20 protein-coding genes are annotated in these 24,025 nt (G+C 50.5%); 13 read left to right on the top strand and 7 right to left on the bottom strand.

Translation table 11 applies throughout. The features are described from left to right. Positions 1 to 5: 5 nt before the first annotated feature. Positions 6 to 1,562 (bottom strand): trimethylamine methyltransferase family protein, encoded by a 1,557-nt coding sequence (locus J4E70_RS02610; protein ID WP_213887495.1) that lies wholly within the window; start codon positions 1,560 to 1,562, stop codon positions 6 to 8. A 743-nt stretch (positions 1,563 to 2,305) separates the two neighbouring features. On the opposite strand from J4E70_RS02610, the gene J4E70_RS02605 reads away from it, so the two are divergent. Continuing rightward, positions 2,306 to 2,674 carry a hypothetical protein gene (locus J4E70_RS02605; RefSeq protein WP_213887494.1) on the top strand — a complete coding sequence of 123 codons (369 nt, stop codon included), beginning with the start codon at positions 2,306 to 2,308 and terminating at the stop codon, positions 2,672 to 2,674. Positions 2,675 to 2,733: 59 nt separating this feature from the next. Here J4E70_RS02605 and J4E70_RS02600 read toward each other — a convergent pair whose 3' ends face one another. Then, complete coding sequence (locus J4E70_RS02600; protein ID WP_213887493.1) at positions 2,734 to 3,279, bottom strand: Hint domain-containing protein; 546 nt, start codon at positions 3,277 to 3,279, stop codon at positions 2,734 to 2,736. Positions 3,280 to 3,957: 678 nt separating this feature from the next. Here J4E70_RS02600 and J4E70_RS02595 point away from each other — a divergent pair. From J4E70_RS02595 to J4E70_RS02580, 4 genes are all read left to right on the top strand, one after another. Continuing rightward, complete coding sequence (locus J4E70_RS02595; protein WP_213887492.1) at positions 3,958 to 4,269, top strand: ArsR/SmtB family transcription factor; 312 nt, start codon at positions 3,958 to 3,960, stop codon at positions 4,267 to 4,269. Further along, positions 4,262 to 5,299 (top strand): permease, encoded by a 1,038-nt coding sequence (locus tag J4E70_RS02590; RefSeq protein ID WP_213887491.1) that lies wholly within the window; start codon positions 4,262 to 4,264, stop codon positions 5,297 to 5,299. Before J4E70_RS02595 ends, J4E70_RS02590 begins: the two co-directional genes overlap by 8 nt. Before the next feature lie 199 nt (positions 5,300 to 5,498). Beyond that, on the top strand, positions 5,499 to 6,311 hold the full coding sequence (locus J4E70_RS02585) for an alpha/beta fold hydrolase (RefSeq protein WP_213887490.1): 813 nt from the start codon (positions 5,499 to 5,501) through the stop codon (positions 6,309 to 6,311). Between the two features lie 78 nt (positions 6,312 to 6,389). Continuing rightward, the gene (locus J4E70_RS02580; protein WP_213887489.1) at positions 6,390 to 7,238 is read left to right on the top strand and encodes a DMT family transporter; all 849 of its coding nucleotides are present in this window, start codon (positions 6,390 to 6,392) and stop codon (positions 7,236 to 7,238) included. Between the two features lie 17 nt (positions 7,239 to 7,255). On the opposite strand, the gene J4E70_RS02575 is transcribed toward J4E70_RS02580, so the two are convergent. After that, positions 7,256 to 8,020, bottom strand: a complete 765-nt coding sequence (locus J4E70_RS02575) for a DeoR/GlpR family DNA-binding transcription regulator (protein ID WP_213887488.1) — start codon at positions 8,018 to 8,020, stop codon at positions 7,256 to 7,258. Positions 8,021 to 8,270: 250 nt separating this feature from the next. Between J4E70_RS02575 and J4E70_RS02570 the strand changes: the two genes are divergently transcribed. Together J4E70_RS02570 and J4E70_RS02565 are read left to right on the top strand one after the other, a co-directional pair. Continuing rightward, positions 8,271 to 10,694: a GcvT family protein gene (locus J4E70_RS02570; protein WP_213887487.1), complete on the top strand. Its 2,424-nt coding sequence runs from the start codon at positions 8,271 to 8,273 to the stop codon at positions 10,692 to 10,694. A 12-nt stretch (positions 10,695 to 10,706) separates the two neighbouring features. Then, complete coding sequence (locus J4E70_RS02565; RefSeq protein ID WP_213887486.1) at positions 10,707 to 11,636, top strand: phosphotransferase family protein; 930 nt, start codon at positions 10,707 to 10,709, stop codon at positions 11,634 to 11,636. Positions 11,637 to 11,664: 28 nt separating this feature from the next. Here the strand turns inward: J4E70_RS02565 and J4E70_RS02560 are convergent, their stop codons facing one another. After that, positions 11,665 to 12,444, bottom strand: a complete 780-nt coding sequence (locus J4E70_RS02560) for a DeoR/GlpR family DNA-binding transcription regulator (RefSeq protein WP_213887485.1) — start codon at positions 12,442 to 12,444, stop codon at positions 11,665 to 11,667. 221 nt (positions 12,445 to 12,665) lie between these two features. On the opposite strand from J4E70_RS02560, the gene J4E70_RS02555 reads away from it, so the two are divergent. From J4E70_RS02555 to J4E70_RS02535, 5 genes are all read left to right on the top strand, one after another. After that, on the top strand, positions 12,666 to 13,607 hold the full coding sequence (locus J4E70_RS02555; RefSeq protein WP_213887484.1) for an ABC transporter substrate-binding protein: 942 nt from the start codon (positions 12,666 to 12,668) through the stop codon (positions 13,605 to 13,607). 88 nt (positions 13,608 to 13,695) lie between these two features. Then, complete coding sequence (locus tag J4E70_RS02550; RefSeq protein ID WP_213887483.1) at positions 13,696 to 14,724, top strand: quaternary amine ABC transporter ATP-binding protein; 1,029 nt, start codon at positions 13,696 to 13,698, stop codon at positions 14,722 to 14,724. After that, positions 14,721 to 16,724, top strand: coding sequence for an ABC transporter permease (locus J4E70_RS02545; protein WP_213887482.1), 2,004 nt, complete (start codon positions 14,721 to 14,723; stop codon positions 16,722 to 16,724). The genes J4E70_RS02550 and J4E70_RS02545 overlap by 4 nt, the downstream gene beginning before the upstream one ends. After that, positions 16,721 to 17,623 (top strand): phosphotransferase, encoded by a 903-nt coding sequence (locus J4E70_RS02540; protein WP_213887481.1) that lies wholly within the window; start codon positions 16,721 to 16,723, stop codon positions 17,621 to 17,623. Before J4E70_RS02545 ends, J4E70_RS02540 begins: the two co-directional genes overlap by 4 nt. Continuing rightward, positions 17,620 to 20,064 (top strand): GcvT family protein, encoded by a 2,445-nt coding sequence (locus J4E70_RS02535; protein ID WP_213887480.1) that lies wholly within the window; start codon positions 17,620 to 17,622, stop codon positions 20,062 to 20,064. Before J4E70_RS02540 ends, J4E70_RS02535 begins: the two co-directional genes overlap by 4 nt. Before the next feature lie 88 nt (positions 20,065 to 20,152). Here the strand turns inward: J4E70_RS02535 and J4E70_RS02530 are convergent, their stop codons facing one another. From J4E70_RS02530 to J4E70_RS02520, 3 genes are all read right to left on the bottom strand, one after another. Next, positions 20,153 to 20,665: a hypothetical protein gene (locus J4E70_RS02530; RefSeq protein ID WP_213887479.1), complete on the bottom strand. Its 513-nt coding sequence runs from the start codon at positions 20,663 to 20,665 to the stop codon at positions 20,153 to 20,155. A 318-nt stretch (positions 20,666 to 20,983) separates the two neighbouring features. Further along, a complete protein-coding gene (locus tag J4E70_RS02525; protein ID WP_213887478.1) occupies positions 20,984 to 21,781 on the bottom strand; it encodes a carbon-nitrogen hydrolase family protein in 798 nt (265 codons plus the stop codon). A gap of 3 nt (positions 21,782 to 21,784) precedes the next feature. Next, positions 21,785 to 22,942 (bottom strand): M24 family metallopeptidase, encoded by a 1,158-nt coding sequence (locus J4E70_RS02520; protein WP_213887477.1) that lies wholly within the window; start codon positions 22,940 to 22,942, stop codon positions 21,785 to 21,787. Positions 22,943 to 23,203: 261 nt separating this feature from the next. Here J4E70_RS02520 and J4E70_RS02515 point away from each other — a divergent pair, with 261 nt between their 5' ends. Further along, entirely contained in the window at positions 23,204 to 23,887 is a 684-nt protein-coding gene (locus J4E70_RS02515) for a GntR family transcriptional regulator (RefSeq protein WP_213887476.1), read from the top strand. Positions 23,888 to 24,025 lie beyond the last annotated feature (138 nt).

Below are 24,025 nucleotides of genomic sequence, written 5' to 3'. Positions count from 1 at the left end.
AAAGGTCAGTAGTCCTGATTCAATGCGTCGGCAGCAGGGATCTCACGTTCTCTGCGAGCTATATAATCCAGCAGTGCCTCATTCTTGGCTTCGTCAAGTTTCGGCTCCTGATACTCGGACAACATTTTTTTGGCTTGATTAAGTGCACGCTCTGTAATTTCAACACTGCCCTCTGCCTGCCACTGCTCGATCGAATTGTTATCAAACAACTCCGGCATAAAAAATCCACGCTCAAAGTTGTTCAATGTATGTTCGTGACCCAGGTAATGCCCGCCAGGACCAACATCTCGAACAGCGGCAAGCGCCTCGTCAAAATCATCCCAACGCGGTCCTTCTGCCATGCGATAGGCCATTGCGCATTGCTCTGCGTCGACAACAAACTTCGCGACCGAACAGTGCATTCCGGCCTCGTTCCAACCGGCCGAATGCCAGATGTAATTGGCACCAGCATGGATCACCGAAGAAAGTGTTGTCGCGCTTTCATACCCGGCTTGCGCATCGAAGGTTTTGGCACCGCCCAATGTATTCGAAGTCCGCCACGGCACATCGTAAAACCGCGCCATTTGCCCGATCATGAAATTCATCAGGCTGATTTCTGGCGTCCCCGCCATAGGTGCGCCGGACTTCATGGAAACCGTTGACAGGTAGTGACCGTAAATTGCGGGGCAACCCTTGCGAATAACCTGGGTATAGGCCAGTGCGCTCAGCGCCTCGGCATTCAGTTGTGCAACTGTGGGCGCAACTGACGCCGGGGTATTCGCACCACCCAATACGAAAGGCGAGCAAAGCACAGGCTGGTTCCTGCGGCAAAAGGCGCGCATCGCCCCAAGCATCGTTTCGTCCCACACCAGTGGTGAGTTTCCGTTGCAGTTCCCAGTTGTGACGGGGTGGTTTTCAAGAAAATTCTCGCCGAAAAGAATTGCGCACATTTCCATTACGTCTTCTGCATTCTTGGGGCTTGTCGTCATCCCCATGAAGGTTTTGTCTGAATACTTCATTGAAGAATAAGTGATACGCAGATGCCGCTGACTGATGGCGTGATCATAAGGTTCTACAATGTGGTGCGCGCTTGAGTGCAGTGCTGGCGACATATGTGAAAGTTTGTGGAACATCGCAAGATCATCAAGTGTCGGATTTCGGCGTACGTCATCGAGATCACGCAGAAAAGGTGCGCCCGTCATCGGAACAAAGATTGAGTGTTTGCCGCCAAGCCGCACGTTGTTTCGCGGGTTGCGGGCGTGATAGGTAAAATCTGTTGGGATGGTACTTATCATTTCACGAACCAAATCACGGTCGAGATGCACGCGTTCGCCACGCACGTCTGCGCCAATGCGCTTCCAATCTTCCAACGCGATTTCATCACGAAACACGACCCCGACATCTTCCAGAATATCCATCGAAGCCGTATCAATTCGAAGAATTTGCTCTTCGTCCATTGGCTCACATAACGGTAAACTTCTGGTCAAGCCTGGAAGCATCAGGTGGTTTGGAGCGGATCTGATAGCCTTGCGCGCACTGCGGCCACCGGAGCGGCTTCTTGTGATAACGGAATCAGTAGACATTTGCGTTTCTCCGAAAGCTTTACCCCTTAAACTGATCAGAAATTTCAATTGCCCGCGAGTATGCGAACGAAGTATCTCGACATTTTACGACCGCTCAATTTTTTTTGAGACATCAGATGAACCAATCAACATTTCGCAATAGGTAGACCTTAGTGTGACTATGAAAGCACTCAGGCACGCCAACCACAAAAAATGCCTAATTTCCGGCCACATTGTTGACTTTATCGCAAAGAATAATCTCCCCTAGCGACGCAAAGAGAAGGGTAAATTATGGATTCCTTTGAAACAAGGCTGGCGATGGCAACGCAAAAACACAAAGCTGTTGCTAAGAAATCCTGGGCTGAACCCATTGGGAAACCGATCTTCCGCACGAGCCGAAACAAAGACGCTTTTAAACTTGAAACCGTCAAAAACCACTGCGCAAAATCCGATACAATACCTGGGTCTTCAGCTAGGAACCAAACAAAACAGAAGGCGCAAATCAAGCAATCCAGCCAATCTGGGTTCGCTCTTGAAAGAGTGATGTCAGCAGTTCGTTCGTCCTCTCCGGCGAAAAGCAAGTCCTAGCATCTGGCACAACAGCCAAGCCTTGCTTTTTCCTTCACATCCCAGACCACGCAAACTACGGCACGTGCGTCTCTTTTTGTCCAAACATTGCCTCTAAAATATCATCGGTAAACCTTATCCAAACCGTGTTCCCGCGACAGGATTTCAGAACAAGGCATCTGATGAAAGAGACTGCTATGTCTAAGAAAACGCTTGGCTTTGAAGACAACCCTGCTCTCCCGACCAGCAATGTCTGGACCAATTTGGATCGCGAAGCGACCGAAAGTCAGCTGGACGCAGAAAGTTCTGTTTCTTTAAGGTGCTTCTTAAGTCCGGATTTTGTCGATTCAAAAAACTGGAGCGAACTTATCGACAGGCTCCGGAAAAAGGGGTTTCGCCTGGTCTTTCAGAATGAAAGGCTCACGTTAGTAAATGCCCAAACGGATGTTACGTTGTGCACCTGCCAGTTCCTCGGGCACAGCTTTGGCACTCTTGCAGCGGTTTTTGGAAAACCATGCGTTCTCGCAAACACGGGCGAACTTGTTCATTGCAACACGCAGAATTAAGCGGCAACATTTGATAATACTGCCGCAGGTTTCATGTTCGAAAGTCGCTGCTGGGTAGGCTATGGCGAAGTACTACAGCCCAAACCCTCAATGTTAACAATCGCAGGCTCTCCGCAATGGAACCTGTAGTAGGTGACACCATCCTGCGGATGCGTCGAGATGTTTGGTCGCCCTGTAAGTTCGAGCGCTGATCTCAGCCCACCACTCCCCAAAGTGCCAAGAGCCGCAACTTCTTGCTGCGAGGAAACCAACATGTCTTTTTTCGGTTTCCCTGGGCCTAATGAACCTTTCCGGATCATTATCGGCTGCGCGTCTGGGTGGTAGTCCAAAAAGCTTTCATCAAGATGGATTTTGTCAATCCATTGCACAGCCAAGTAGTTGCCGTTACCTGTGCGGACTTTGTCTCTTTCTCGAAGCGCTTCAATCGGCAGTTCACCAAAAGATGTAAACACTCTGGATTTTGCGCAGATTCCAGGAAGGGTCCATACTAGTTTATCTTGGACCGGCTTTGAGAGCTCTAAAACAGGTTCATCCTGCTTTACATGGTTCATTACAGACGAAAGAATCTGTTCATCGTTAGAAACAATATCTTGTTTAAATTCCATGGCAGGCAATCCCAACTAAAGTCAAAAGCGCTGATATGGCAAATCTGCCGAGGTGGGACATTACCTCGGCAGTTTCGCACATATATACTCGTTAAATCCCTTAAAAACATGGGTTTACTCGTACGTACCACTTGGCCTGTGGAAACGATATAAGACCAAGAAGTAGTCTTACTTTTCCGAAAATTGTGACGTAAAAAAGGCAGATTATGGCTAAATATTGCCGACAATACGGCGGAAATTAGGCTGAAATATTGGTAGTAAAAATAGGTCGGTCTCGATCAGGAAACAATAGAAGTTTTATTTCCAAGTGGACACCAAAACTAAACAGAAAACCCGTCTATCGTTTTCAAATCAGATACAGCTATTCAGCTTTAAGTAGAATTCAAAAGAGACGCCGCTGCCGTCTTTCCGGTGTTTCCAAATTGGAAAAACAGAATTTTCTTGCAAATTTCTCACGCCCTTCAACCATTTTTTTACTTTTAGCCGCTACCAAATTTAATTTTGCTCTGATTCTTGATTGATAAGAACATCCATTTCTAGAAACCGAATTCAAGAATAAGTTTCTTTTAATGCTCCCGAAGACCAACATCTCTACTCCAAGTACTTCTAAGCAGAATGTATTTGACTCCGCCAAACAAAACTATAAAATTAGTTATGTAGAATATTAGGGAGCCAGGTATGGACTGGGAAATTGCCGCACAAGGATTTGCCGCCATGGGGTCAGAGGCGCGCCTTCAGGTCCTTAAAACGCTGATACGTGCCGGTAACGAGGGTCTTACAGTTGGTGAGATTCAAGAACGCACCGGAATTGCGCCATCTACTTTGGCGCATCACCTTAAGTTTCTCAGTGCTGCGGGGCTTCTCAAGCAAGAAAAGGTTGGTCGCACAATTCTCAATCAGGCCTCTTTCGATCAGGTCGAGCAGCTCGCAAATTTCATACTCAGCGAATGCTGTGCAGACGTAAAACAAAAGGCGGCGAAAGATGGTTAATATTTCTCAAGGCTACAAACCATCTATCGGAGCGGTTTTGACCCGTTTGAAATCTCCGTGGACGATTATTGCGTTCGTTCCGTTTCTGGTTGCCATACTTGACCCTACAAATCTGGGGGCCGTCGTAATTTTCGCAGTTAAAGCCTTTATAGGAACGCTCCCTTTCATCGTTTTCGCAGTATTTCTGATCGCTTATCTCAAGGCTGCTGGGGCTGAAGCCATGATTGCAGAGGCGTTTAAAGGTCGTGAAACACGAATGATCTTTCTTGCAGCTTTGTTCGGTGGCCTGGCTCCTTTTTGTTCATGCGAGGTAATTCCCTTTATCGCTGGCTTACTGGCTTTGGGGGCGCCCTTATCAGCGGTTATGGCGTTTTGGCTTTCGTCACCATTAATAGACCCGCCAACGCTATTGATCACTGCCGGGGCTCTTGGATGGCCATTTGCGATTGGTAAGGCAATGTCTGCAGTCGCGCTCGGATTGTTTGGCGGTTTCGCTATAAAACTAGCAATGAAGCGCGGGTTTTTGACCAACCCTTTGCGCGAAATTTCCGGTGGCGGCGGCTGTGGTTGCGGGCCTTCCCCTTTCAACCAAAAACCTGTTTGGCAGTTCTTGTCTGAAGAACCGCGGCGCAAAGTATTTAGAAAAGAGTTTCTTCAGAACGCTTTTTTCCTGATCAAATGGCTCATGCTTGCTTATACTTTAGAGGCTCTTTTGGTGACCTATGTCCCCGCAGATCTGATCGCGAAGGTGGTCGGCGGAGATGGGGTAGCGCCAATTGTGATTGCCGCATTCGTGGGGATGCCTGCGTATCTAAATGGATATGTCGCGCCTCCTCTTTTAGCGGGCTTGATGGAACAAGGTATGACCGCGGGTGCCGCCATGTCGTTTATGATTGCCGGTTCAGTCAGTTCCATTCCGGCTATGGCGGCTGTTTGGTCGCTTGTTAAGCGCCCTGTTTTCGCCTCTTACCTCATTCTGGGAGTCAGCGGAGCAATACTCTCGGGTATTCTGTTTCAGATCGCGGTTTGACAAATGTGTTGTCCAGTGTAGGGCGCATTCAAATAACCGGGATCTTACAAATAAATCGGCGACCCAAGTCGCATCTGTTTTTCTCTCGATTTCCAAATTTCATCTATTGAGTTTTGAAAAGCGAAATTTTGTAGCGAAATTTTCAACAACGTTTTAGGCTGAAAACGTAATATTGTGTTTCGTCGGTTGAAGGTGACAGATGCCCTATATAGATGTTAACGGTGCACGCATTCATTATTCAGATGAAGGACAAGGCGAGGAAACGATCATATTTTCCCATGGCCTTTTGCTGAGCGACAAGGTTTTCGCAAACCAGATAAGACATCTGAAAAGTAAATACCGATGCATCAGTTATGATCATCGTGGCCAGGGGAAAAGCGAGGTCACGAAAGACGGGTATGACATTGATACGCTCACAACAGATGCGATCCAGCTTATTGAAAGCCTCGAGGCGGTTCCTTGCCATTTTGCCGGCTTGTCCATGGGCGGGTTTATCGGAATGCGCATTGGTTTCCGCCGCCCAAAGCTCTTACGATCTTTGATACTTATCGACACCTCGGCAGATCCGGAAGCGGTCGAAAACCTGCCGAAATACAAACTCCTGAATTTTGTGGCAAAATGGTTTGGCTTAGGCCTGGTTGTCAGGAAGGTCATGCCTATCATGTTTGGCCAAAGTTTCCTGAATGATCCAAACAGAGCTGAAGAGCGAACAGAATGGCAAAATTCCATTGCTGCCAATCACAAAATAGGAATCACAAGGGCCGTTAAAGGCGTCATAAGCCGCTTGGGAATCAGCGAAGAGATCAGCCAGATTGATCTGCCAGTCCTGATTTTAATCGGTGACGAAGATACCGCGACGACGCCCGATAAATCTGAAAAAATGCATAAAATGATCAAAGGCTCGCAGCTTGTCAGAGTTCCAAAAGCGGGACATACTTCGCCGATAGAAGAGCCGAGCGTGGTTAACTCTGCTATGTCAGATTTCTTAACAAAAATTGCAAAAAGAGGCTGAGGTTTTATCGGGTTCATTGCCTGCCGCACAATATGCTCTTAGGGTCCGAACGACGCCGTTTCCAAAGGGACTATTCTGATGGGCTTGCTGGTATTTTATGCCGTTATCACTGCCGCTTTGCTGCATGCTCTTTGGAACGCATTGGTGAAAAGCGGCACTGACAAACACCTTAGTATGTGTGCCGTTGTGCTGGGTCATATGCCTTTGGCGGTTTTGATCCTACCTTTTGTTCCAACCCCCGCAATCGAAAGTTGGCCGTATTTGCTGGCAGGCATCGGATTGCATATCGGCTATCAGGTGTTTCTCCTAAGGTCCTACCACGCAGGGGATTTGACACAGGTCTACCCTATTGCAAGAGGTACGGCACCGCTGCTGGTTGCAGGTGTATCCGTTCTTTTTCTGGGGGTCGTACTGCATCCTCCAGAACTCTTTGCAATCGCTTTGATCGGTGCGGGGATTCTGAGCATAAGCCTTGTGCGACAGAAAGACGGTTTACAAAACCTGCACGCCGCGCGCCTCGCGTTTGTAACCGGCTGCTTCATCGCAAGTTATTCATTGGTCGATGGCTTAGGTGCGCGATTGGCCGGAACAGCCCTTGGCTTTTATGGATGGCTGGCAATTGGAAACGGTATTCTCTTTGCGGCATTTACCGCCTTAACATCACCTCGCGTCCTGCGCGACGTCGTTGTTCACGCAAAGCCCGTTTTCTTCTTTGGTGGCAGCGCTTCGTTCGTTGCATATGGTTTGGTTATCTGGGCCTTCACCCAAGCTCCGATCGCGCTTGTCACGGCACTCCGGGAAACCAGTATCATTTTTGCCTTGCTCATCGGGGTGTTCTTTCTGAAGGAACCTATGAACCTTGTTAAGGTTTTGGCAACCATGGCAACGCTATTAGGTGCGGCCCTTCTTCGTTTTTCCAAACAATGAAAACCGGTATGAAATCGTCAGCCTAGTTTCGCAACAATCACTTCCGCCTCTTTCAAAAACCTGCAATGGGATTTTGGCAAAGGCAAATCCGTTACGATTTTTGGCTTAGAAGCCAGCCCTGAAATTTTCACCATTCCTGCAGCAGTCGCTGGCAAAAATTTTGAGTGATCGATCGCGAAAATCGTTTTATCGGCGATTGCTGACATCGCTTTTGCAATATCGGCTTCACATTGTTCATTAACCAGAAAACCCCGTTCGGGGTGGACCTGCCCCACAGTCAAAATACAAATGTCGACCTGCATACGTTCGATGGTTGCAAAGGCAGTCCGGTCAAATGATGCGCCATCATGATCCCGCAATTGTGTGCCTGCCATGAATACCCGGTTTCCGGGCTTCATGGAAAGCGTACTCGCAACATAGGCCGAGTTGGTTACAATTGTCAGATTCCGCTTGGCCTTCAGTGCCTGCGCAACAAACCCGGCGGTTGAGCCCGTATCTATTGCTAGGCTTTGACCATCTTCTATCAATTCAACCAGCTTAGAGGCCAATTCCGCCTTAGCACGCCGGTTGTGCAACATGCGAATCTGAAAGGGCGCGGTCATCGGGTTTTCAACGCTTTTGATTGCGCCATGCACCTTTTGAACCTTACCACTTTCTTCAAGTGGCTTAACGATACGCCTTATGGTCTGATCTGAAACACCAAGAAGTTCAGAAAGCTCAGCAACTGTCATCGTACCGCGCAGCGCGATCTCATTTTCTATTTGTTGTTGATATTTTGACATCTTGTGTGCGTGCCTCATTTGACAGGGCAAGACAAGCGATGTTGCGCGCTTGCACGTGAAAATCGAACCGTATTTCAAAGCATCCTATCGCCTGAAATCGAAGTCGTTTGGTTATGTTATTAGTCAGCATCGTCCGGGCATCTAGTCGCAGAAAATTAAAATAATCAACATAAAGCAACATTTTTCGTTGTATATTGTTGAAATACTGCAATCCTGTTTCAGAAGATTCTTGTGATTTTAGGAGCTGCAGATGGCAAATCACTCAGCGAAACACCTGATAATTGGTGGTGGCATTATTGGTTGCTCCACAGCTTATCATCTTGCCAAAAACGGCGAAAAAGACGTTGTTCTGCTTGAAAAAGCATCGTTGACTGAAGGGGCCACATGGCACGCCGCAGGGCTGGTCGGACAGTTGCGGTCTTCGCGCAACACAACACGCATGCTGAAACGTTCAGTCGCGATGTACGATCAGCTTGAAGCAGAAACAGGGATGGCTTTTGACTGGAAAAAAGTCGGGAGCCTACGGCTTGCTGCCACCAAGGAACGTCTGCTCGAAGCGAAGCGTCTGACCACCATGGCACGTAGTTTCGATCTAGAGATGGAGATGATCTCTGCCACCGAAGCCAAAAAGCTTTTCCCCTACATTGATGCAACCGGATTGGAAGGTGCGGCATTCATTCCATCAGATGGCCACGTAGACCCCGCAAGCCTGTGCCAGGCCGTCGCCGCTGGTGCACGCAAATATGGCACACAGATCAAACAGGGTGTGAAGGTTCTGGATTTTGAAATCAAAGATGGCCGCATCACAAAAGTGACGACCACTGATGGGGACTACGAAGCAGATACAATCATCATGGCGGCAGGCATGTGGAGCCGCGAGTTGGGCGCAAAACTTGGCATCCACGTTCCCGCCTGCGCAGTCGAACATCAGTACATCGTAACCGAGCCTCTGCCTGACGAAGACCTCGTTAAAACCCTACCCAGCCTGCGTGACCCGGAACGACTGGTTTATTACAAGCCTGACGCGGGTGGGCGGCTGGTCATCGGCGGTTACGAAGAAAACACCTTACCATTTGGTGATAAGGGCATTCCTGGCGATTTCGTACGCCAGCTGCTGCCGGATAATCTTGACCGGTTCGGCCCATTGGCAGAACTGGCTGCCGAAGTGACCCCTGTTCTGAACGAGGTTGGAATCCGCACTGTAATAAACGGTCCTATCCCCTATTCGGCCGACGGTGATTTTGTGATGGGCTGGGCCCCCGGATTTGACAACCTGATGATGGCCACCGGATTCCTTTACGGGATTGCAGCAGGGGGCGGCGCGGGAGAAATGATAGCAGAATGGATCGTTGAAGGGCGGCCAAGCCTTGACCTCTGGCCACTGGATTGCCGACGATTTGGCCCGCACCACGGAACGCGGGCCTTCATGTATCCACGCGCTGTTGAGCATTACGCCCACCACTACAAAATGCGCTATCCGGGGCAGGAGCATGAAACCGTGCGGCAGCTTCGGCTTTCACCACTTTACGAACGGCTAAAAGATCACGGTGCGGTCTACGGCTCCAAAAACGGCTGGGAGCGCCCGTTGTGGTTTGCACCGGAAGGCGTAGAACCGGTCGACCAACTCGATTTCTTGAAACCCGGTTGGCACAGGTTCGCAGCAGAAGAACACAAGGCCGTGCGTGAGGGTGTTGTACTGATCGATCAATCAAGTTTTGCCAAGTTTGAAATGATCGGCGTTGGTTCGCTTGATCTACTGCAGCGGTTGGCTGCTTGCAATATGGACAAACCCGACGGCACCGTCATCTACGCCCAACTCTGCAACGAAACCGGCGGGATAGAGGCTGACCTGACAATAACACGCCTGAGCCGGGATCATTTCTACATTGTGACTGGGTCCGGCTTTGGCACGCATGACGCAGACTGGATCCGCCGTCATATGCCAAAAGATGGTTCTGTGCATTTGATTGAAGTTACGTCAGCGCGCGCTGTGATCAACATTTGCGGTCCATTGTCACGGGATGTTCTGGCGCGCGCCAGCGAAGATGATGTTTCCAACGACGCATTTCCTTTTGGTACGGCCCGGGACATCACCATTGGGGCGGCCCCAGTTCGCGCGGTGCGTATCGGTTTCGTCGGTGAACTTGGGTGGGAGCTTCACATCCCTACAGAATACGCAGCACACGTCTATGACACGCTGTGGGACGCAGGAAAGTCCGACGGTATTCGCGATGTGGGTTACCGCGCTATCGATAGTCTGCGACTTGAGAAAGGCTATCTTTACTGGTCTGGCGATATCAGCCCTGACTACACGCCAATAGAAGCCGGGCTTGGCTTTCGGGTGCACCTGAAATCCGGTGCAGATTTCATTGGTCGTCACGTACTCGAAAAACAAAAAGCCAATGGGACTGACCAAAAACTATGCACATTTGTCACTGAAAATTCCCTGCCACTTTATGGGGGAGAAACGGTTTTGTCAGGCGGCAACACAGTCTCACTCGCAACCAGCGCAGGATTTGGCCACAGTGTCGGGAAAATGATCATTTTCGCTTACCTGAACAAAAATCTTTGGCAGGAGATTGATTTTGAGATCGAAGTGTTTGGCGAACGGCACCCTATCAAACGGGTAGACGGGCCGCTTTATGATCCGCAAAATGAAAAACTTAAGGCATAGAGAGGCACCTCAATGACAGAGCATTTGGAAACCGTCGTCGCCAGCTTGAAAAAAGCACCCGGATTCAAGAATGTCACGGCTGCGGACTGCAAAATTACACGCTTAGGCGGGTTAACAAATCTCGTGCATTTGGTCGAAGCTGCGGGCCGAAAGGTTATCGTACGTATTCCGGGGGAAGGCACCGAGGAATATATTGATCGCGCTGTCGAAACCACAAATGCCAATGCTGCTTATCGGGCAGGTGTTTCAGCCGAAGTTATCTGGGCTGATGCTGGCACGGGTGAGATGGTATCCGAGGCTATTCAGGGCATCGAAACAATGACACCCGCTCTGTTCAAATCCCGTGCAGGATCGCCCGCCAGGGCGGGTGCGGCGTTGGCTAAACTGCACGGTTCTGGCGAAACCTTTGATTTTCGTTTCGAACTATTCGCAATGATCGACGACTATCTGAACATTCTTTCAACAAAGGATGTGGACCTGCCAGACGGGTATCACGATATTGTCGCTGCAGCAGAACCGGTTAAAGAGGCGCTGGCAGCCAACCCTGGCCCCCTCGCCCCCTGCCATTGTGATCCGCTTTGCGAAAACTTTCTGGATAACGGCAAAAAGATGTGGATCGTCGATTGGGAATATTCAGGGATGAATGATCCGCTCTGGGATGTTGGTGATCTTTCTGTCGAGGCGGGAATGGATGCAGAGCAGGACATGGAACTGATGCGCGCTTACTTCGGGGCAGACCCGACACCCGCCCAACGCGGACGGGTGGTCATCTACAAAGCAATGTGTGATCTGCTCTGGACGCTTTGGGGTTTAATTCAGCTAGCAGATGACAACCCGGCCGAAGATTTCTGGGCCTACGCAACTGAACGGTTTGCGCGATGCAAAACACTCATGAACGATCCATCTTTTGAAGATCATGTTGCTGCCGTGCGTGAAGGTTGATCAAGGTCACACAAACGTCCGCTGCGTCTTAATCAGATTTCCCTGCGATCTGAATTTCCGTTCCCCAATCAACCGCTGCCTTTTGGATCGAAGCGGGCGGCGTCTTTTCGCAGACGAGGTAATCAACCAACGAGGGTTTCGCCACAGTCACCGGTGCAACACGATCAAACTTGCTGGAGTCGGCAGCCACGATGCGGGTGCCTGCCTTGGCCATGATCAGTCGGGAAAATTTTGCTTCTTCCAGATCAAAAAGCATGAATCCATTGCTTGCATTGATCCCGGCTGAAGACAGGATCGCGTATTCGGTGTGGAAGTTGTCGGCAAATGCCATCGCGTCGGTGCCAAAGGCGCCCCCATCGTGGTTGCGAAGCTCACCTCCTGCCATAAAAACCCTGTTGTTGTTGCGTGTTGCCAGCTTGTAAGCGACCGAAACAGAATTTGTCACAACAAGCAGTTCGTGGTGATCACGCAACGCATCAGCGATGTAGGCGGTGGTACTTCCAATATCCAGAAACAACGAACTACCATCTTCGATCATTTCGGCGACATGGCGTGCAATCCGTTTCTTTGCCTCGGGATTTTCCCGATATCTCTGGTGGAAATCACCCTCTTGCCCATCACTGAGAAGCCGGACACCGCCATGAACCTTTTCCACAACGCCACTGTCTGCCAAACGCTTGATGTTCCGACGCACGGTTTCTTCCGTCACATCCAACGTCTGGGCCAGAGAATGAATTCGCGAAGATCCGCCCGCCCTGCGCAAGGCTGCCAATATTTCTTGCTGGCGGTGATTGGAGCGAGGGTCCATTCGTTTTTTTGCCTTGGATTGTGAGATTGCAGTAAAACTTCACCCAATTTCGCAGCATTTCCCACAAAAAGCCATATTAAAATTTAAAATACCCACAAAAACTATAAATTTTTGTTGCATTTTGTTGATGCTTGCAACAATTTGTTCGCACAGCGTGTTGAGCCTTGTGAAACGCAGAGCTGCCCAAAGACGCGCATATTTAAAAACGCAGGGAGTCCGACATGAAATCAACCTACACAATATCAGCGGCGATATTGGCTGCTGTCTGTGCCTCAAGCGCCTATGCGGAAGTTGAGTCACTTGACCCGATTAAACTGACAACCCACGACTGGACCGGCCAAATTGTAAACACCTTCATTATGGGCGAAGTCCTGAAAAAAGCAGGCTACAACATCGAATATGTTCAGGCCGACTATATTGCTCAATTCGCGGGCCTAAAGACCGGTGACTTGCATGTCGCGATGGAAATTTGGGAAACCACTGGTCGTGAGGCCATGGACGAAGCCACCGCAACCGGCAATGTCGTCAACGTCGGAGAATCCGGCATGATGGCTGTCGAAGAATGGTGGTACCCGTCTTATATGGAAGAGGTCTGCCCAGGCCTGCCAAACTGGGAAGCGCTGAATGATTGCGCACAGGAATTTGCGACGCCTGAAACAGCGCCGCTTGGTCGGTATCTGGGTGGCCCTGTAACCTGGGGTGGCTTTGATGACGAACGCGTCGAAGCCTTGGGTATGGACTTTGAGGTTGTGCACGCGGGTACGGATGCGGCGTTGTTTGCAGAGCTTGAATCCGCCTACCAACGCAAAGCACCAATCGTGCTGTGGCTTTATGATCCTCATTGGGCCCCCACGAAATACGAAGGTAGCTTTGTTGAATTCCCAGCTTATTCAAGCGAGTGCTACAGCGATCCGTCAGTCGGTATAAATCCGTCGGCTGCTTATGATTGCGGTAAACCAACCGGCCCTATCTGGAAAGTTGCCTGGAGCGGCGTTGCAGACAAATGGCCCGGCGCTGCTGCGGCGATTGAAGCGTTTACAATCAGCAACGCTGATGTCGGTTCATTGGTTGCAAAAGTCGATCTTGAAGGTGTTTCAATTGAAGATGTAGTTGCCGAATGGATGGCTGCAAATGAGGCAACCTGGTCCACTTGGATTAACTAAGAAGATTTGAGAGGAGCAATTACAATTTGCTCCTCTCTACCGTCCAACCGATATTAAGCCGTTCTAACGGCACATATGCGAGGTCCCGATGGAGAATTCAGTCAAGCTGGATTGCCGAGGCGTCTGGAAGCTTTACGGCCCAAATCCAACGGCTTTTCTGAACAAACATGGTGGCAATCCTGATCAGGATACTATGAACAAAGCCCAAATAATTGGGGCAGTGCGCGACGCGAATGTTCAAATCCATGAGGGCGAAATCTTTGTTATAATGGGTCTTTCCGGCTCGGGAAAGTCAACGCTTGTACGCTGCTTGTCCCGATTGGTTGAGCCAACAGCGGGACATGTTGAATTCGAAGGGCGTGACCTTCTCTCTATGCCCGAAGCCGAACTCATTGATGTTCGTCGCAAAAAGATGGGCATGGTTTTTCAGCATTTTGCGCTGTTGCCACATCTGACGGTTTTACAGAACGCGGCCTTCCCGCTGGATGTCCAAGGCGTTGACCGCAAAACCCGCGAAGCACGCGCCCACGAGATGGTAGAGCTGGTGGGCCTCAAGGGCCGCGAAAACTATTTTCCAAGGCAGCTTTCTGGCGGACAACAGCAACGCGTTGGCATTGCACGTTCGCTTGTCGCAGAGCCGGACCTTTGGTTTCTGGATGAACCGTTTTCTGCGCTTGATCCGCTAATACGGCGCGAGATGCAGGACGAATTTATGCGTCTGCAATCCATGCTCCGCAAAACCATCATCTTTATCACTCATGATTTTGACGAAGCAATTCGTCTGGCAGACCGGATCGCCGTCATGAAAGACGGGGCGATTGTTCAGACTGCAACACCAGAAGAACTGATCCTCAATCCAGCAACTGATTACGTTGAGGAATTCACACGCCATATTCCGCGCGCCAAGGTTTTACGTCTTGCAACTGTCATGTCGCCGGGTGCGCCGGAGGGCAACTACGCGGGCGACCTGCAAGGTGGACTGAGCGTTGCCGACACCGTCGATCAGATCGAAGCTGAATCTCGACCCTTTCGTGTCATCAACAAAAATGGTGAAGCGATTGGCACGATTGACGCACGCACAGTGATTGATGTTTTGATTGGCCGGTCTGGGAAATGAAGTTTCTAGCGCGCCATATCCTGAAGGGTTCAAGGCCATTCTGGTTATGCCTTTTTGGGGTGACATGGGTGCTGTCGACTTATTCCTTCCCGCTTTACAAAGCGTTAGATGCACGCTGGATCATTAAGTTTCCAAAAGCGTGGGAACTACAGCTTGACGGCTGGATATCCGCAGTTATGAAATGGCTGGTTGAAGATGCGAGCTTTGGCTTGTTTTCCTTCAGAGATCTCACGCGGTTCATTTCTTCACTGATAGAAGCGCCCTATCAGGTCGTACGATCCGGATTGATTGATGGTTTCAGCACTGGGCAGGGCCAACAAGCGGTCGAGATTGCCCCATCGCTAAGCTGGATCGCAATCATCACCATACTTGCAGCACTTGCATTTTACGCAAAAGATTGGGTTCTGGCAGCGCTTGTTGGTGGCTGTTTCGTTTACCTTGCCATCTTCGGACAATGGGAAAGCGCGATGGTCACGCTTGCGTCTGTGATCATTGCGGTGCCGCTTGGGGTTGTTGGCGGGCTACTGCTTGGAATTCTCGCCTATCTTTCACCGCTTGCTGAACGCATGATGCGACCCGTACTGGATTTGATGCAAACAGTGCCTGTTTTTGCCTATCTTGTTCCGATCTTGTTCTTGTTCGGGTTTGGCCCGGTCTCTGCACTTGTCGCCACCGTAATTTACGCGATGCCCCCAATGGTCCGGGTCAGTACGGTTGCGCTGCAGGGTGTACCAACGGAAATAGAAGAAGCTGGCCGTATGATGGGCTGTTCGCGGCGCCAGATGATGTGGAAAGTGCTGGTTCCCTCGGCCATGCCAACGCTTATGGTTGGCGTGAACCAGGTTATCATGCTGTCGCTGAATATGGTGATTATCGCATCCATGATCGGGGCTGGGGGTCTGGGCTATGATGTGCTGACAGCACTGCGCCGCTTGGATATCGGTGGCGGCATCGAAGCTGGCTTAGCCATAGTCGCCCTTGCGATCGCTTTGGACCGCTTAAGCCAGGCTTTTTCAACGCGCACGCAAGATGCCCTTCCAGAACCAGGGCTTTCATATGTAAAGCGTCACCCGTGGTTGGTTTCAGTTGTGCTGATCATGCTTGGGACTGGATTGGCAGGGCTCTATTTGCCCGCAATTCAGAGCTACCCGGAAAGCGCGACACTGACCACAAGCGCGTTCTGGTCAGACGCAATGGAATGGATCAACATCAATTTCTTTGACACCTTCGAAGCGATCAAAACTTTCTTCCTGACCTATCTTCTTTTACCCGTAAAACGCTTTTTCTCGGGCGTGCCCTGGGCATGGGGGATCATCGCAATCGGTCTGGCTGCATGGCGCGTGGGCGGTTGGAAGCTTGGTGCTATGGCGGCGCTTATGGCGCTGGCCATTGCAGCAAGCGGGCTGTGGGCGAAGGCGATGATAACAATCTATCTCTGCGGTGTTTCGGTCTTTCTCGCGAGTGTTATTGGTATTCCGCTCGGGATTTGGGCCGGACAAAACAGCCGCGCTAATTCTGTGATCGGCGCATTCATCGACACGCTGCAAACACTACCAAGCTTTGTCTACCTTATACCGGTCGTGATGTTGTTTCGCGTTGGGGATTTCTCGGCGATGATCGCGGTTGTTCTTTATGCTTTGGCACCAGCGGTTCGCTACGCGGCCCATGGTATCCGCGAGATTGAACCCGAAATGATTGAGGCTGGCAAAGTCTCTGGTTGCACCAAAAACCAGCTTTTGTGGCGCATCAAGCTGCCACTTGCAACGCCATCTCTTTTGTTAGGGTTGAACCAGACCATAATGCTCGCCCTGTCAATGCTGGTGATCACGGCTTTGGTTGGCACCCGCGATCTGGGGCAAGAGGTCTACATCGCCTTGACCAAAGCAAACACCGGACAAGGCATCATTGCCGGGCTGGCTGTCGCCTTCATAGCGATCACCGCCGACAGGATTGTATCGGCCATGGCGCGCGCATCACGTGAAAGATTGGGGCTCAAATGACTACACCCGCAATCCAAGCTGCTATTCAGCAGGCACTTGCCCTTCCATGTTGGAAATCACCTGAAAATCCGCGCCAATTGGGGGGCGGGATCACCAACATCAATTTGTTGATAACGGATCAGGGCAAAGACTACGTCGTGCGGTTGGGGCATGACATCCCCGAGCACGGCGTCATGCGTTTTAATGAACTGGCAATCAGCCGCGCAGCCGAGGCAGCAGGCATTTCACCCGCTGTGCACTATGCCGAACCCGGCGCGATGGTTCTTGATTTTGTCGATGCGGCCCCGCTTAGCGAAGCTGACGTTCGCAACCCTGAAACGTTGATGCAGGCCGTTGAGCTCGTAGGCCGTGTTCACCGTGAAATCGCACCGAAACTGCGAGGGCCTGTTCTTACGTTCTGGGTGTTCCATGTTCTACGCGATTACGCGGCAACGTTGCGCGATCTTGGTTCATCACACCTTAGTGTTTTGCCCGATCTGATGGATCAGGCGCAGATTATGGAGCGCGCGGTTGGCCCGATAGACCTTGTCCTTGGCCATAACGATTTGTTGCCAGCAAACATCCTGCGCAGCAAAGACCGGCTGTGGCTGATTGACTGGGAATATGGTGGCTTTAACTCGCCGCTGTTTGATCTGGGTGGTCTCGCCACGAACAGCGGGCTTGATCCCGAGGCTGAAGTGCAAATGTTGAAAGCTTACTATGGCAGCGCGCCTGATGCCGAGCTTTTGCATCGCTACACCGCGATGAAATGCGCCTCTCTTCTACGCGAAACAATGTGGAGCATGGTTTCGGAACTCACCTCCGAAATCGACTTCGACTATGCCGCCTATACGGCCGAAAACCTGTCCCGTTACCAACGGGCTTACACCGAATTCATATCCCTAAGGATCGAAACATGAGTGATTTTCCGAACACCGCGAAGGCGGTCATCGTTGGCGGCGGTATCGTCGGGTGTTCAACTGCATATCATTTGGCCAAAATGGGCTGGGATGTGGTTTTGCTAGAGCGCAAGAAACTGACATCAGGCACCACATTTCATGCTGCGGGCCTTGTTGGACAATTGCGTTCAAATGCGAACATTACCCAATTGCTGGGCTATTCGGTCGATCTCTACAATACGCTAGAACAGGAAACCGGGCAGGCCACAGGCTGGAAAATGAACGGTGGGCTTAGGCTGGCCTGTACCGAAGAACGCTGGACCGAAGTCAAGCGTCAGGCCACAACGGCACATTCCTTCGGCTTGGAGATGCAGCTTCTCACCCCAAAGGAAGCGTTCGATCTCTGGCCTTTGATGACAATCGACGACGTCATCGGTGGCGCGTTTCTACCCACCGACGGGCAGGCCAACCCTTCCGATATTACGCAATCACTGGCTAAGGGTGCCCGCATGGCCGGCGCACGCATTTTTGAAGATACAAAAGTGTTGTCGGTAGACGTTGATAAAGGTGTCATCAAAGGTGTGGAGACCGAAAAAGGGCGTATTGATTGCGGTGTCGTCATTGCCTGCTGTGGGCAATGGACACGCACATTTGCCAAAACTGTCGGGGTAAACGTGCCGCTCGTGTCAATGGAACACCAGTATATGGTCACCGAACAAATCGAAGGCGTGCCAGCCAACCTCCCAACACTGCGCGACCCGGACCGTTTAACTTACTACAAGGAAGAGGTTGGCGGCCTTGTGATGGGAGGGTATGAACCAAACCCCATTCCCTGGGCGCAAAGCGGTATTCCGCGAGGATTCCACTACACCTTGTTAGACAGCGACTTCGACCATTTTGAGCAATTGATGGAACTGTCTTTGGGTCGCGTTCCCGCGCTGGAGACTGCAGGGGTCAAGGAACTGGTGAATGGGCCCGAAAGTTTCACGCCAGACGGAAATTTCATTCTGGGAGAGGCGCCTGAACTTAAAAACTTCTTCGTGGGTGCAGGTTTTAACGCTTATGGCATCGCGGCAGGTGGTGGCGCAGGTATGGCGCTGGCGGAATGGGTTGCTAAAGGTGAGCCACCGTTTGATCTATGGCCTGTTGATATTCGTCGCTTTGGCCGCCCACATTTCGACGACGATTGGATTCGCACCCGCACGATCGAGGCGTATGGCAAACACTACACCATGGCGTGGCCGTCCGAAGAGCACGACAGTGGGCGTCCCTGTCGAAAATCCCCGCTCTATGACACGCTCAAGTCAGACGGCGCTGTATTCGGAGAAAAGCTTGGATGGGAACGCCCAAATTGGTTTGCGGACACGCAGGCTGGTGAAGAACAGCGTGATATCTACACATTCGAGAGACCCAACTGGCACGTCCCCGTTAGCCGCGAACACAAGGCCGCCCGCGAAGCTGCCGTTCTGTTTGATCAAACCTCTTTTGCAAAATTCACCCTGAAAGGCCTCGATGCTGAGGCAGCCCTTAGCTGGATAGCAGCCAATGATGTTGCGAAACCCGTAGGATCACTTGTCTACACGCAAATGCTGAACGATCATGGTGGTATAGAATGTGATCTGACCTGCGTTCGCATCGCAGAGGACGAATATTACATCATCACCGGAACAGGCTATGCGACCCATGATTTTGACTGGATTTCGCGCAATATCCCTGACGGTATGAACGCACAGCTTGTAGACATTACCTCGTCCAATGCAGTGCTTTCCCTGATGGGTCCTAAATCCCGTGATATTTTGCAGGAAATAACCCGCGTCGATGTGAGCAATGAAGCCTTTCCATTCGGCACTGCTAAAACCATTGGGATCGCTGGATGCCCGGTCAACGCACTGCGCGTCACCTATGTTGGCGAACTCGGCTGGGAGCTTCACTTGCCCGTCGAATACGCCTCTGCGGTTTACGCAGCTTTGCATGATGCCGGGGCGAAACATGGACTATGCAATGCTGGGTACCGCGCAATTGAGACGCTGCGACTTGAAAAAGGCTACCGCGCCTGGAGTTCAGACATTGGGCCGGATCATACACCCGATGAAGCCGGGCTCGGCTGGGCCGTGAAGATGAAAAAGAATATAGACTTCAAGGGCCGCGCCGCTGTCGAAGCTCAACGTGCCAACGGCAAGCCGAAAATACTGGCGTCCTTTGTGGCTGATGGCGATATCATTCTATCAGGTCGCGAAACGATTTATCGCAACGGTGAAAGGGTCGGCTGGCTGAGTTCCGCAGGTTATGGTCACACGATCGGGAAATCGATCGGGATGGGGTATGTCCGAAATAAATCCGGGGTCGACAACGATTTTGTTTTGTCTGGCGAGTACGAACTTGAAGTAGCTACCGTTCGTGTGCCCTGCTCGGTTCATCTGGCGCCGCTGTATGATCCCAAAATGGAAAAGGTTAAGTGTTGAGGGGCGATAAATCGCAAATTTGAAACGACTATTTCAAACACACAAAGATTCTAGCGTGCACGTGCCGTCAGAAGAATACTTGATTTTATCAATTATTACGCGCCGCGGCCCGGGCCGCACGTCTTGCAGCCCTAGCAGCACGGCGCGCCTCTCTTCTAGCGGCGCGCCGTGCTGCTCTGTTTGCTTTGGGCGAAGACGCAGAACTATCACTTGCTGAGCTATCACCACCTGATGACGCACTGGCACTGCTGTCGCTGCCACCACCGGAATTGCTGTTGTCAGCCGCATTGCTTTCGCCCGCGCCGCTATCGTCTGCAGCAGAATCATCGCCCGCGCCGGACTCGCCTGCATCGCTTTCTGAATTGCTATCGCTGTCAGCACCGCCCGCATCATCCGTAGCGGCGCTGGCGACTTCAATAGACTCTAAAGTGCTCGAAACTTCCCCCGACAAACCCAAAAGACCCGACGAGACGTTTGTAACCGTCGAGAGCCCGACTGTTACGATTGTTGCGGTCAGAACAACCCAATCAGTTGTGACACTGCCATCCTCTTTTGAGGAGAACAGTTTTAGCGTCTTTTGTAGATTCAAAAACTTTTTCAAGTGAATCTCTTTTCAGTTATGTCAGCTCATTTTCTGGTTGCTATGTATACGGGGGAATAGGGCGTTGTTTTGACGCTATTCTGTTCGTCAAACTGGATTTTGAGCTGAAAGAAAAGCAGGGGCCACCATTAAGGTTTTGTTAATAATTTCATTGAAACAAATGGTTAACAATTTATTAACAAATACACGCTGCACTGAATTTGGTTGAATTATGTGCAAATTGGTACAACCTGATCGCGAACGGGAACTGTGCGAGTGTTGCTAAGGAACCTTTTGACAATACGCGACTTGGCCTGAGTATTTCTAAACTAAGCAAAACTAGGGTCTTTTCACCCAGGGCAACTTTGCCCGGTCAATATGGTAGGGAAGCAGGAATTGAGCTGCCTTAACAGCGTCTAAATCAAGATTTGCGAATATGGTTTCACTCGTAGGGCCTGCCCGTGCTAAATCTTTACCATCCGGACCAACGATACAGCTGCCGCCAAAATAGCTCAGACCATTTTCCTGTCCGGCATAGTTTGCGTAACAAACGAAAACACCATTTTCGAACGCGCGTGTCGGAATAAGCTTTTCGGAAACAATTCCCCATTGCTCTCCGAGGGCGGTCGGCACAACGACAAGATCAGCACCTGCCGAAACGACCTGCCTGAAATTTTCAGGAAACTCGGCGTCATAACAGATAAGGGTCGCGATTTTTAAGCCCCCCATCTCGAACAGCGTAAAATCCACACCAGCGTCGAAGTATTCCCCCTCAAAGCCGGGGGGTAAAAGTAACTTGCGATGGTGGCCAACAACTTCACCATTCGCACCATAGCAAATAGCAGAATTGAAAATGGCCCCTTTTCGCTTTTCTGCATACCCAAAATGGATCGCGATTATGTATTTTTGAGCAAGTGCAGCGACGCGTTGTAAAACCGGGCTGTTCTTTTCCTCTGCCCACTCTGAAATTTTTCCACCGACATTGTAACCTGTGAAAAAAAGCTCAGGCAGGATAAGCAGGTCCGCTTTCAAATCACGAATGAGCCAAAGCGTTTCTTTCAACCATTCCAGACGCGCGGTTGGACCTTCGATATCTGCCGGGCATTGCCCAACAACAACCTTCAAGTTGCTCTGCATGACTTAGCCTTTGCTTAGCAATATTTCACGCGGATAGCTTGTGATGTAATCTGAACCTGTTTCGGTAACGACAACAGAATCTCCGATGCGTCCGGCAGTTGCCCCATCGATGGAAATGCCGCCATCAACAGCAAATGTCATACCGGGCTGCAGCACTGTCTTGTCTCCTGCCTTGAGCTCTGGCGCTTCGAGATAGGACACCCCAATTGAGCGGCCCGTGCGATAGCCTGTTTCATAGCCACGTGCGCGATACACTTCGTTTGCAGCCTCGGCAACATCTTCTGCTTTTACACCAGGTTTGATCGCGGCGATTGCCGCCTGCTGCGCGGCGATTGCGGCTTCCTGTACGTCCCTTGCCTGATCGGTGACGTCAACGATATGAAACATGCGGTCAAAGCCCAGCTTGTATTGTTTGAACTGCGCCATGTTGCAGAAACAAAAATAGACCGGGTCAAATTTTTCATATGCCTTCACGCTTGCCCGCCGATGCACCATCGAAGTATCCGCTCCGCTCTGCAAGATTTGCAAGTTATGTATCATCGGCGAAACGAATTTGTCCCAACCCTTGTCAGTAAGAAATGTCGCCGCTTTGCGCGACCCGGCCTCTATCACGGCCAGCGCAGATTCATATTCCTGTGCGCCTTCACGTAAAGAGTCGTGCGCTGCGGTCATCATCGCACCGGCTATCTCACCTGCCTCTTTCATTACACTGATCTCAAGCGGCGCTTTGATCACGCGCAGCGAACCAAGAACAGGTGATATATCAGCCAGCTTTGTACCCGGGTATGTGTCATCCAGGAAATTGCGCACTATGGCCGGGATATGGTTTCGTTCAATCCATATTTCTTTTGGGTTATCGCCCAGAATTTCACCCAGCGCCCTGCCCCAGCTACGTTGACCCATGTCCTCCCAAACCCTGATATCCTCGACCCAGGTCATAGCGCCCACCATCTCGGATTCCATAAGCGGTGTAATCACAACAGGCGCCTCGTCAGCGTCAACAACAAGCATGGTGGGGCGCCCAAATTCGATACCCAAGTATCCCCAAAAACCAGCGAGATAAGCAATCGAGCTTTCGTCGGTGAAAACTGCTTTTCGGATCCCCATATCCTTCATTCGCGCTTGCAGATCACGAGTTCTTACTTTTGCTTCTTCAAGCATGAGATGGTCCTTACTCAAAAAATCAGAGGTTTCAGGTAGGTTTGGCTGCGAATCCTAGAGGATTAGCTTTGCTTCTGCATTGTTGACCTGTATACATCTTTTGTGTCAATAACTAATTTATCAGTCTACAAGTCAAATTTAAACCTATGCTGTATATAGGTATGCAAAGCGAACCCGGTTTTGAACAACTTATCATTCATGAACTTCACTTCGTTAGAAGCGCTGGAACAACTGCATTGAATTCGGAACAAGGAGAGGTTCGTGCCCCTTAGTGATGCGTCAAATACTCTGCCAGAAAGCAACAGCAACAAATCGACTGTTGAAGATATTCAGAGTGGAATTCTGCTTCGCATCTGCTTTTTGGACTATCGTCCGGGCGACCAATTGAAAGAAGCAGATCTGGCAAAGGAATTTGGCGTCAGCCGAACCCCGGTACGGGACGCTATAAGCCGCATCAACCATCTGGGCCTCGTCGAAACGCGCAACGGCGTTGGCACTGTTGTTGTTTCGCTGTCAGATGATGAAGTAATGCAAGTTTATGAAATGCGCCTTCATCTTGCGACCCTAATAGGCAGAACCACACCGACTAAAATCGAGGAGGCTTACAAATCGCAAGCGACAGATTTGCTAAGACAGGCGAACGCATTGGTCGAAGAATTCAATCTACGGTCCTATATCATTCTCAATCACCAGCTGAACATTCTCATCGCAAGCCTGATCGGAAACATCGTATTGCGGTCTTTTTGGCTCCAAACATACTATCAGGCTGCCAGCACGTGGTACCGTGTTGGTGACATCGTTGGACCAGACGTGGCACGGGCGCTGGTTGATGAGCTTACAGAAATCAACGCCGCACTTGCGGCGAACGATTTAGAGGCAGTCGGATATATTCAGAGAATACACATCGGATATGGATTTGAGCGAATAAGAAAGCACCTGTTTTGAGCGCATCAATTGCACGCCGATACCAGATGAAAACTCTGATGCTGCGACTCACTAAATTTTGTGGTATAAATATTACGTCGAAGCTAGTCTAATTCGCTTCAATTCCAAGCATATCTTCTTAACCGAGCGTAAATGAGA

The organism is Pseudohalocynthiibacter aestuariivivens, assembly GCF_018457175.1.
GTDB classification, from domain to species: domain Bacteria; phylum Pseudomonadota; class Alphaproteobacteria; order Rhodobacterales; family Rhodobacteraceae; genus Pseudohalocynthiibacter; species Pseudohalocynthiibacter aestuariivivens.
This window is presented reverse-complemented; position numbering and strand designations above follow the sequence as displayed.

Excerpts from the sequence above, each read along its gene's own strand:
- J4E70_RS02610 (WP_213887495.1), bottom strand. The coding sequence starts at position 1,562 with ATGTCTACTGATTCCGTTATCACAAGAAGCCGCTCCGGTGGCCGCAGT.
- J4E70_RS02605 (WP_213887494.1), top strand. The coding sequence starts at position 2,306 with ATGTCTAAGAAAACGCTTGGCTTTGAAGACAACCCTGCTCTCCCGACC.
- J4E70_RS02600 (WP_213887493.1), bottom strand. The coding sequence starts at position 3,279 with ATGGAATTTAAACAAGATATTGTTTCTAACGATGAACAGATTCTTTCG.
- J4E70_RS02595 (WP_213887492.1), top strand. The coding sequence starts at position 3,958 with ATGGACTGGGAAATTGCCGCACAAGGATTTGCCGCCATGGGGTCAGAG.
- J4E70_RS02590 (WP_213887491.1), top strand. The coding sequence starts at position 4,262 with ATGGTTAATATTTCTCAAGGCTACAAACCATCTATCGGAGCGGTTTTG.
- J4E70_RS02585 (WP_213887490.1), top strand. The coding sequence starts at position 5,499 with ATGCCCTATATAGATGTTAACGGTGCACGCATTCATTATTCAGATGAA.
- J4E70_RS02580 (WP_213887489.1), top strand. The coding sequence starts at position 6,390 with ATGGGCTTGCTGGTATTTTATGCCGTTATCACTGCCGCTTTGCTGCAT.
- J4E70_RS02575 (WP_213887488.1), bottom strand. The coding sequence starts at position 8,020 with ATGTCAAAATATCAACAACAAATAGAAAATGAGATCGCGCTGCGCGGT.
- J4E70_RS02570 (WP_213887487.1), top strand. The coding sequence starts at position 8,271 with ATGGCAAATCACTCAGCGAAACACCTGATAATTGGTGGTGGCATTATT.
- J4E70_RS02565 (WP_213887486.1), top strand. The coding sequence starts at position 10,707 with ATGACAGAGCATTTGGAAACCGTCGTCGCCAGCTTGAAAAAAGCACCC.
- J4E70_RS02560 (WP_213887485.1), bottom strand. The coding sequence starts at position 12,444 with ATGGACCCTCGCTCCAATCACCGCCAGCAAGAAATATTGGCAGCCTTG.
- J4E70_RS02555 (WP_213887484.1), top strand. The coding sequence starts at position 12,666 with ATGAAATCAACCTACACAATATCAGCGGCGATATTGGCTGCTGTCTGT.
- J4E70_RS02550 (WP_213887483.1), top strand. The coding sequence starts at position 13,696 with ATGGAGAATTCAGTCAAGCTGGATTGCCGAGGCGTCTGGAAGCTTTAC.
- J4E70_RS02545 (WP_213887482.1), top strand. The coding sequence starts at position 14,721 with ATGAAGTTTCTAGCGCGCCATATCCTGAAGGGTTCAAGGCCATTCTGG.
- J4E70_RS02540 (WP_213887481.1), top strand. The coding sequence starts at position 16,721 with ATGACTACACCCGCAATCCAAGCTGCTATTCAGCAGGCACTTGCCCTT.
- J4E70_RS02535 (WP_213887480.1), top strand. The coding sequence starts at position 17,620 with ATGAGTGATTTTCCGAACACCGCGAAGGCGGTCATCGTTGGCGGCGGT.
- J4E70_RS02525 (WP_213887478.1), bottom strand. The coding sequence starts at position 21,781 with ATGCAGAGCAACTTGAAGGTTGTTGTTGGGCAATGCCCGGCAGATATC.
- J4E70_RS02520 (WP_213887477.1), bottom strand. The coding sequence starts at position 22,942 with ATGCTTGAAGAAGCAAAAGTAAGAACTCGTGATCTGCAAGCGCGAATG.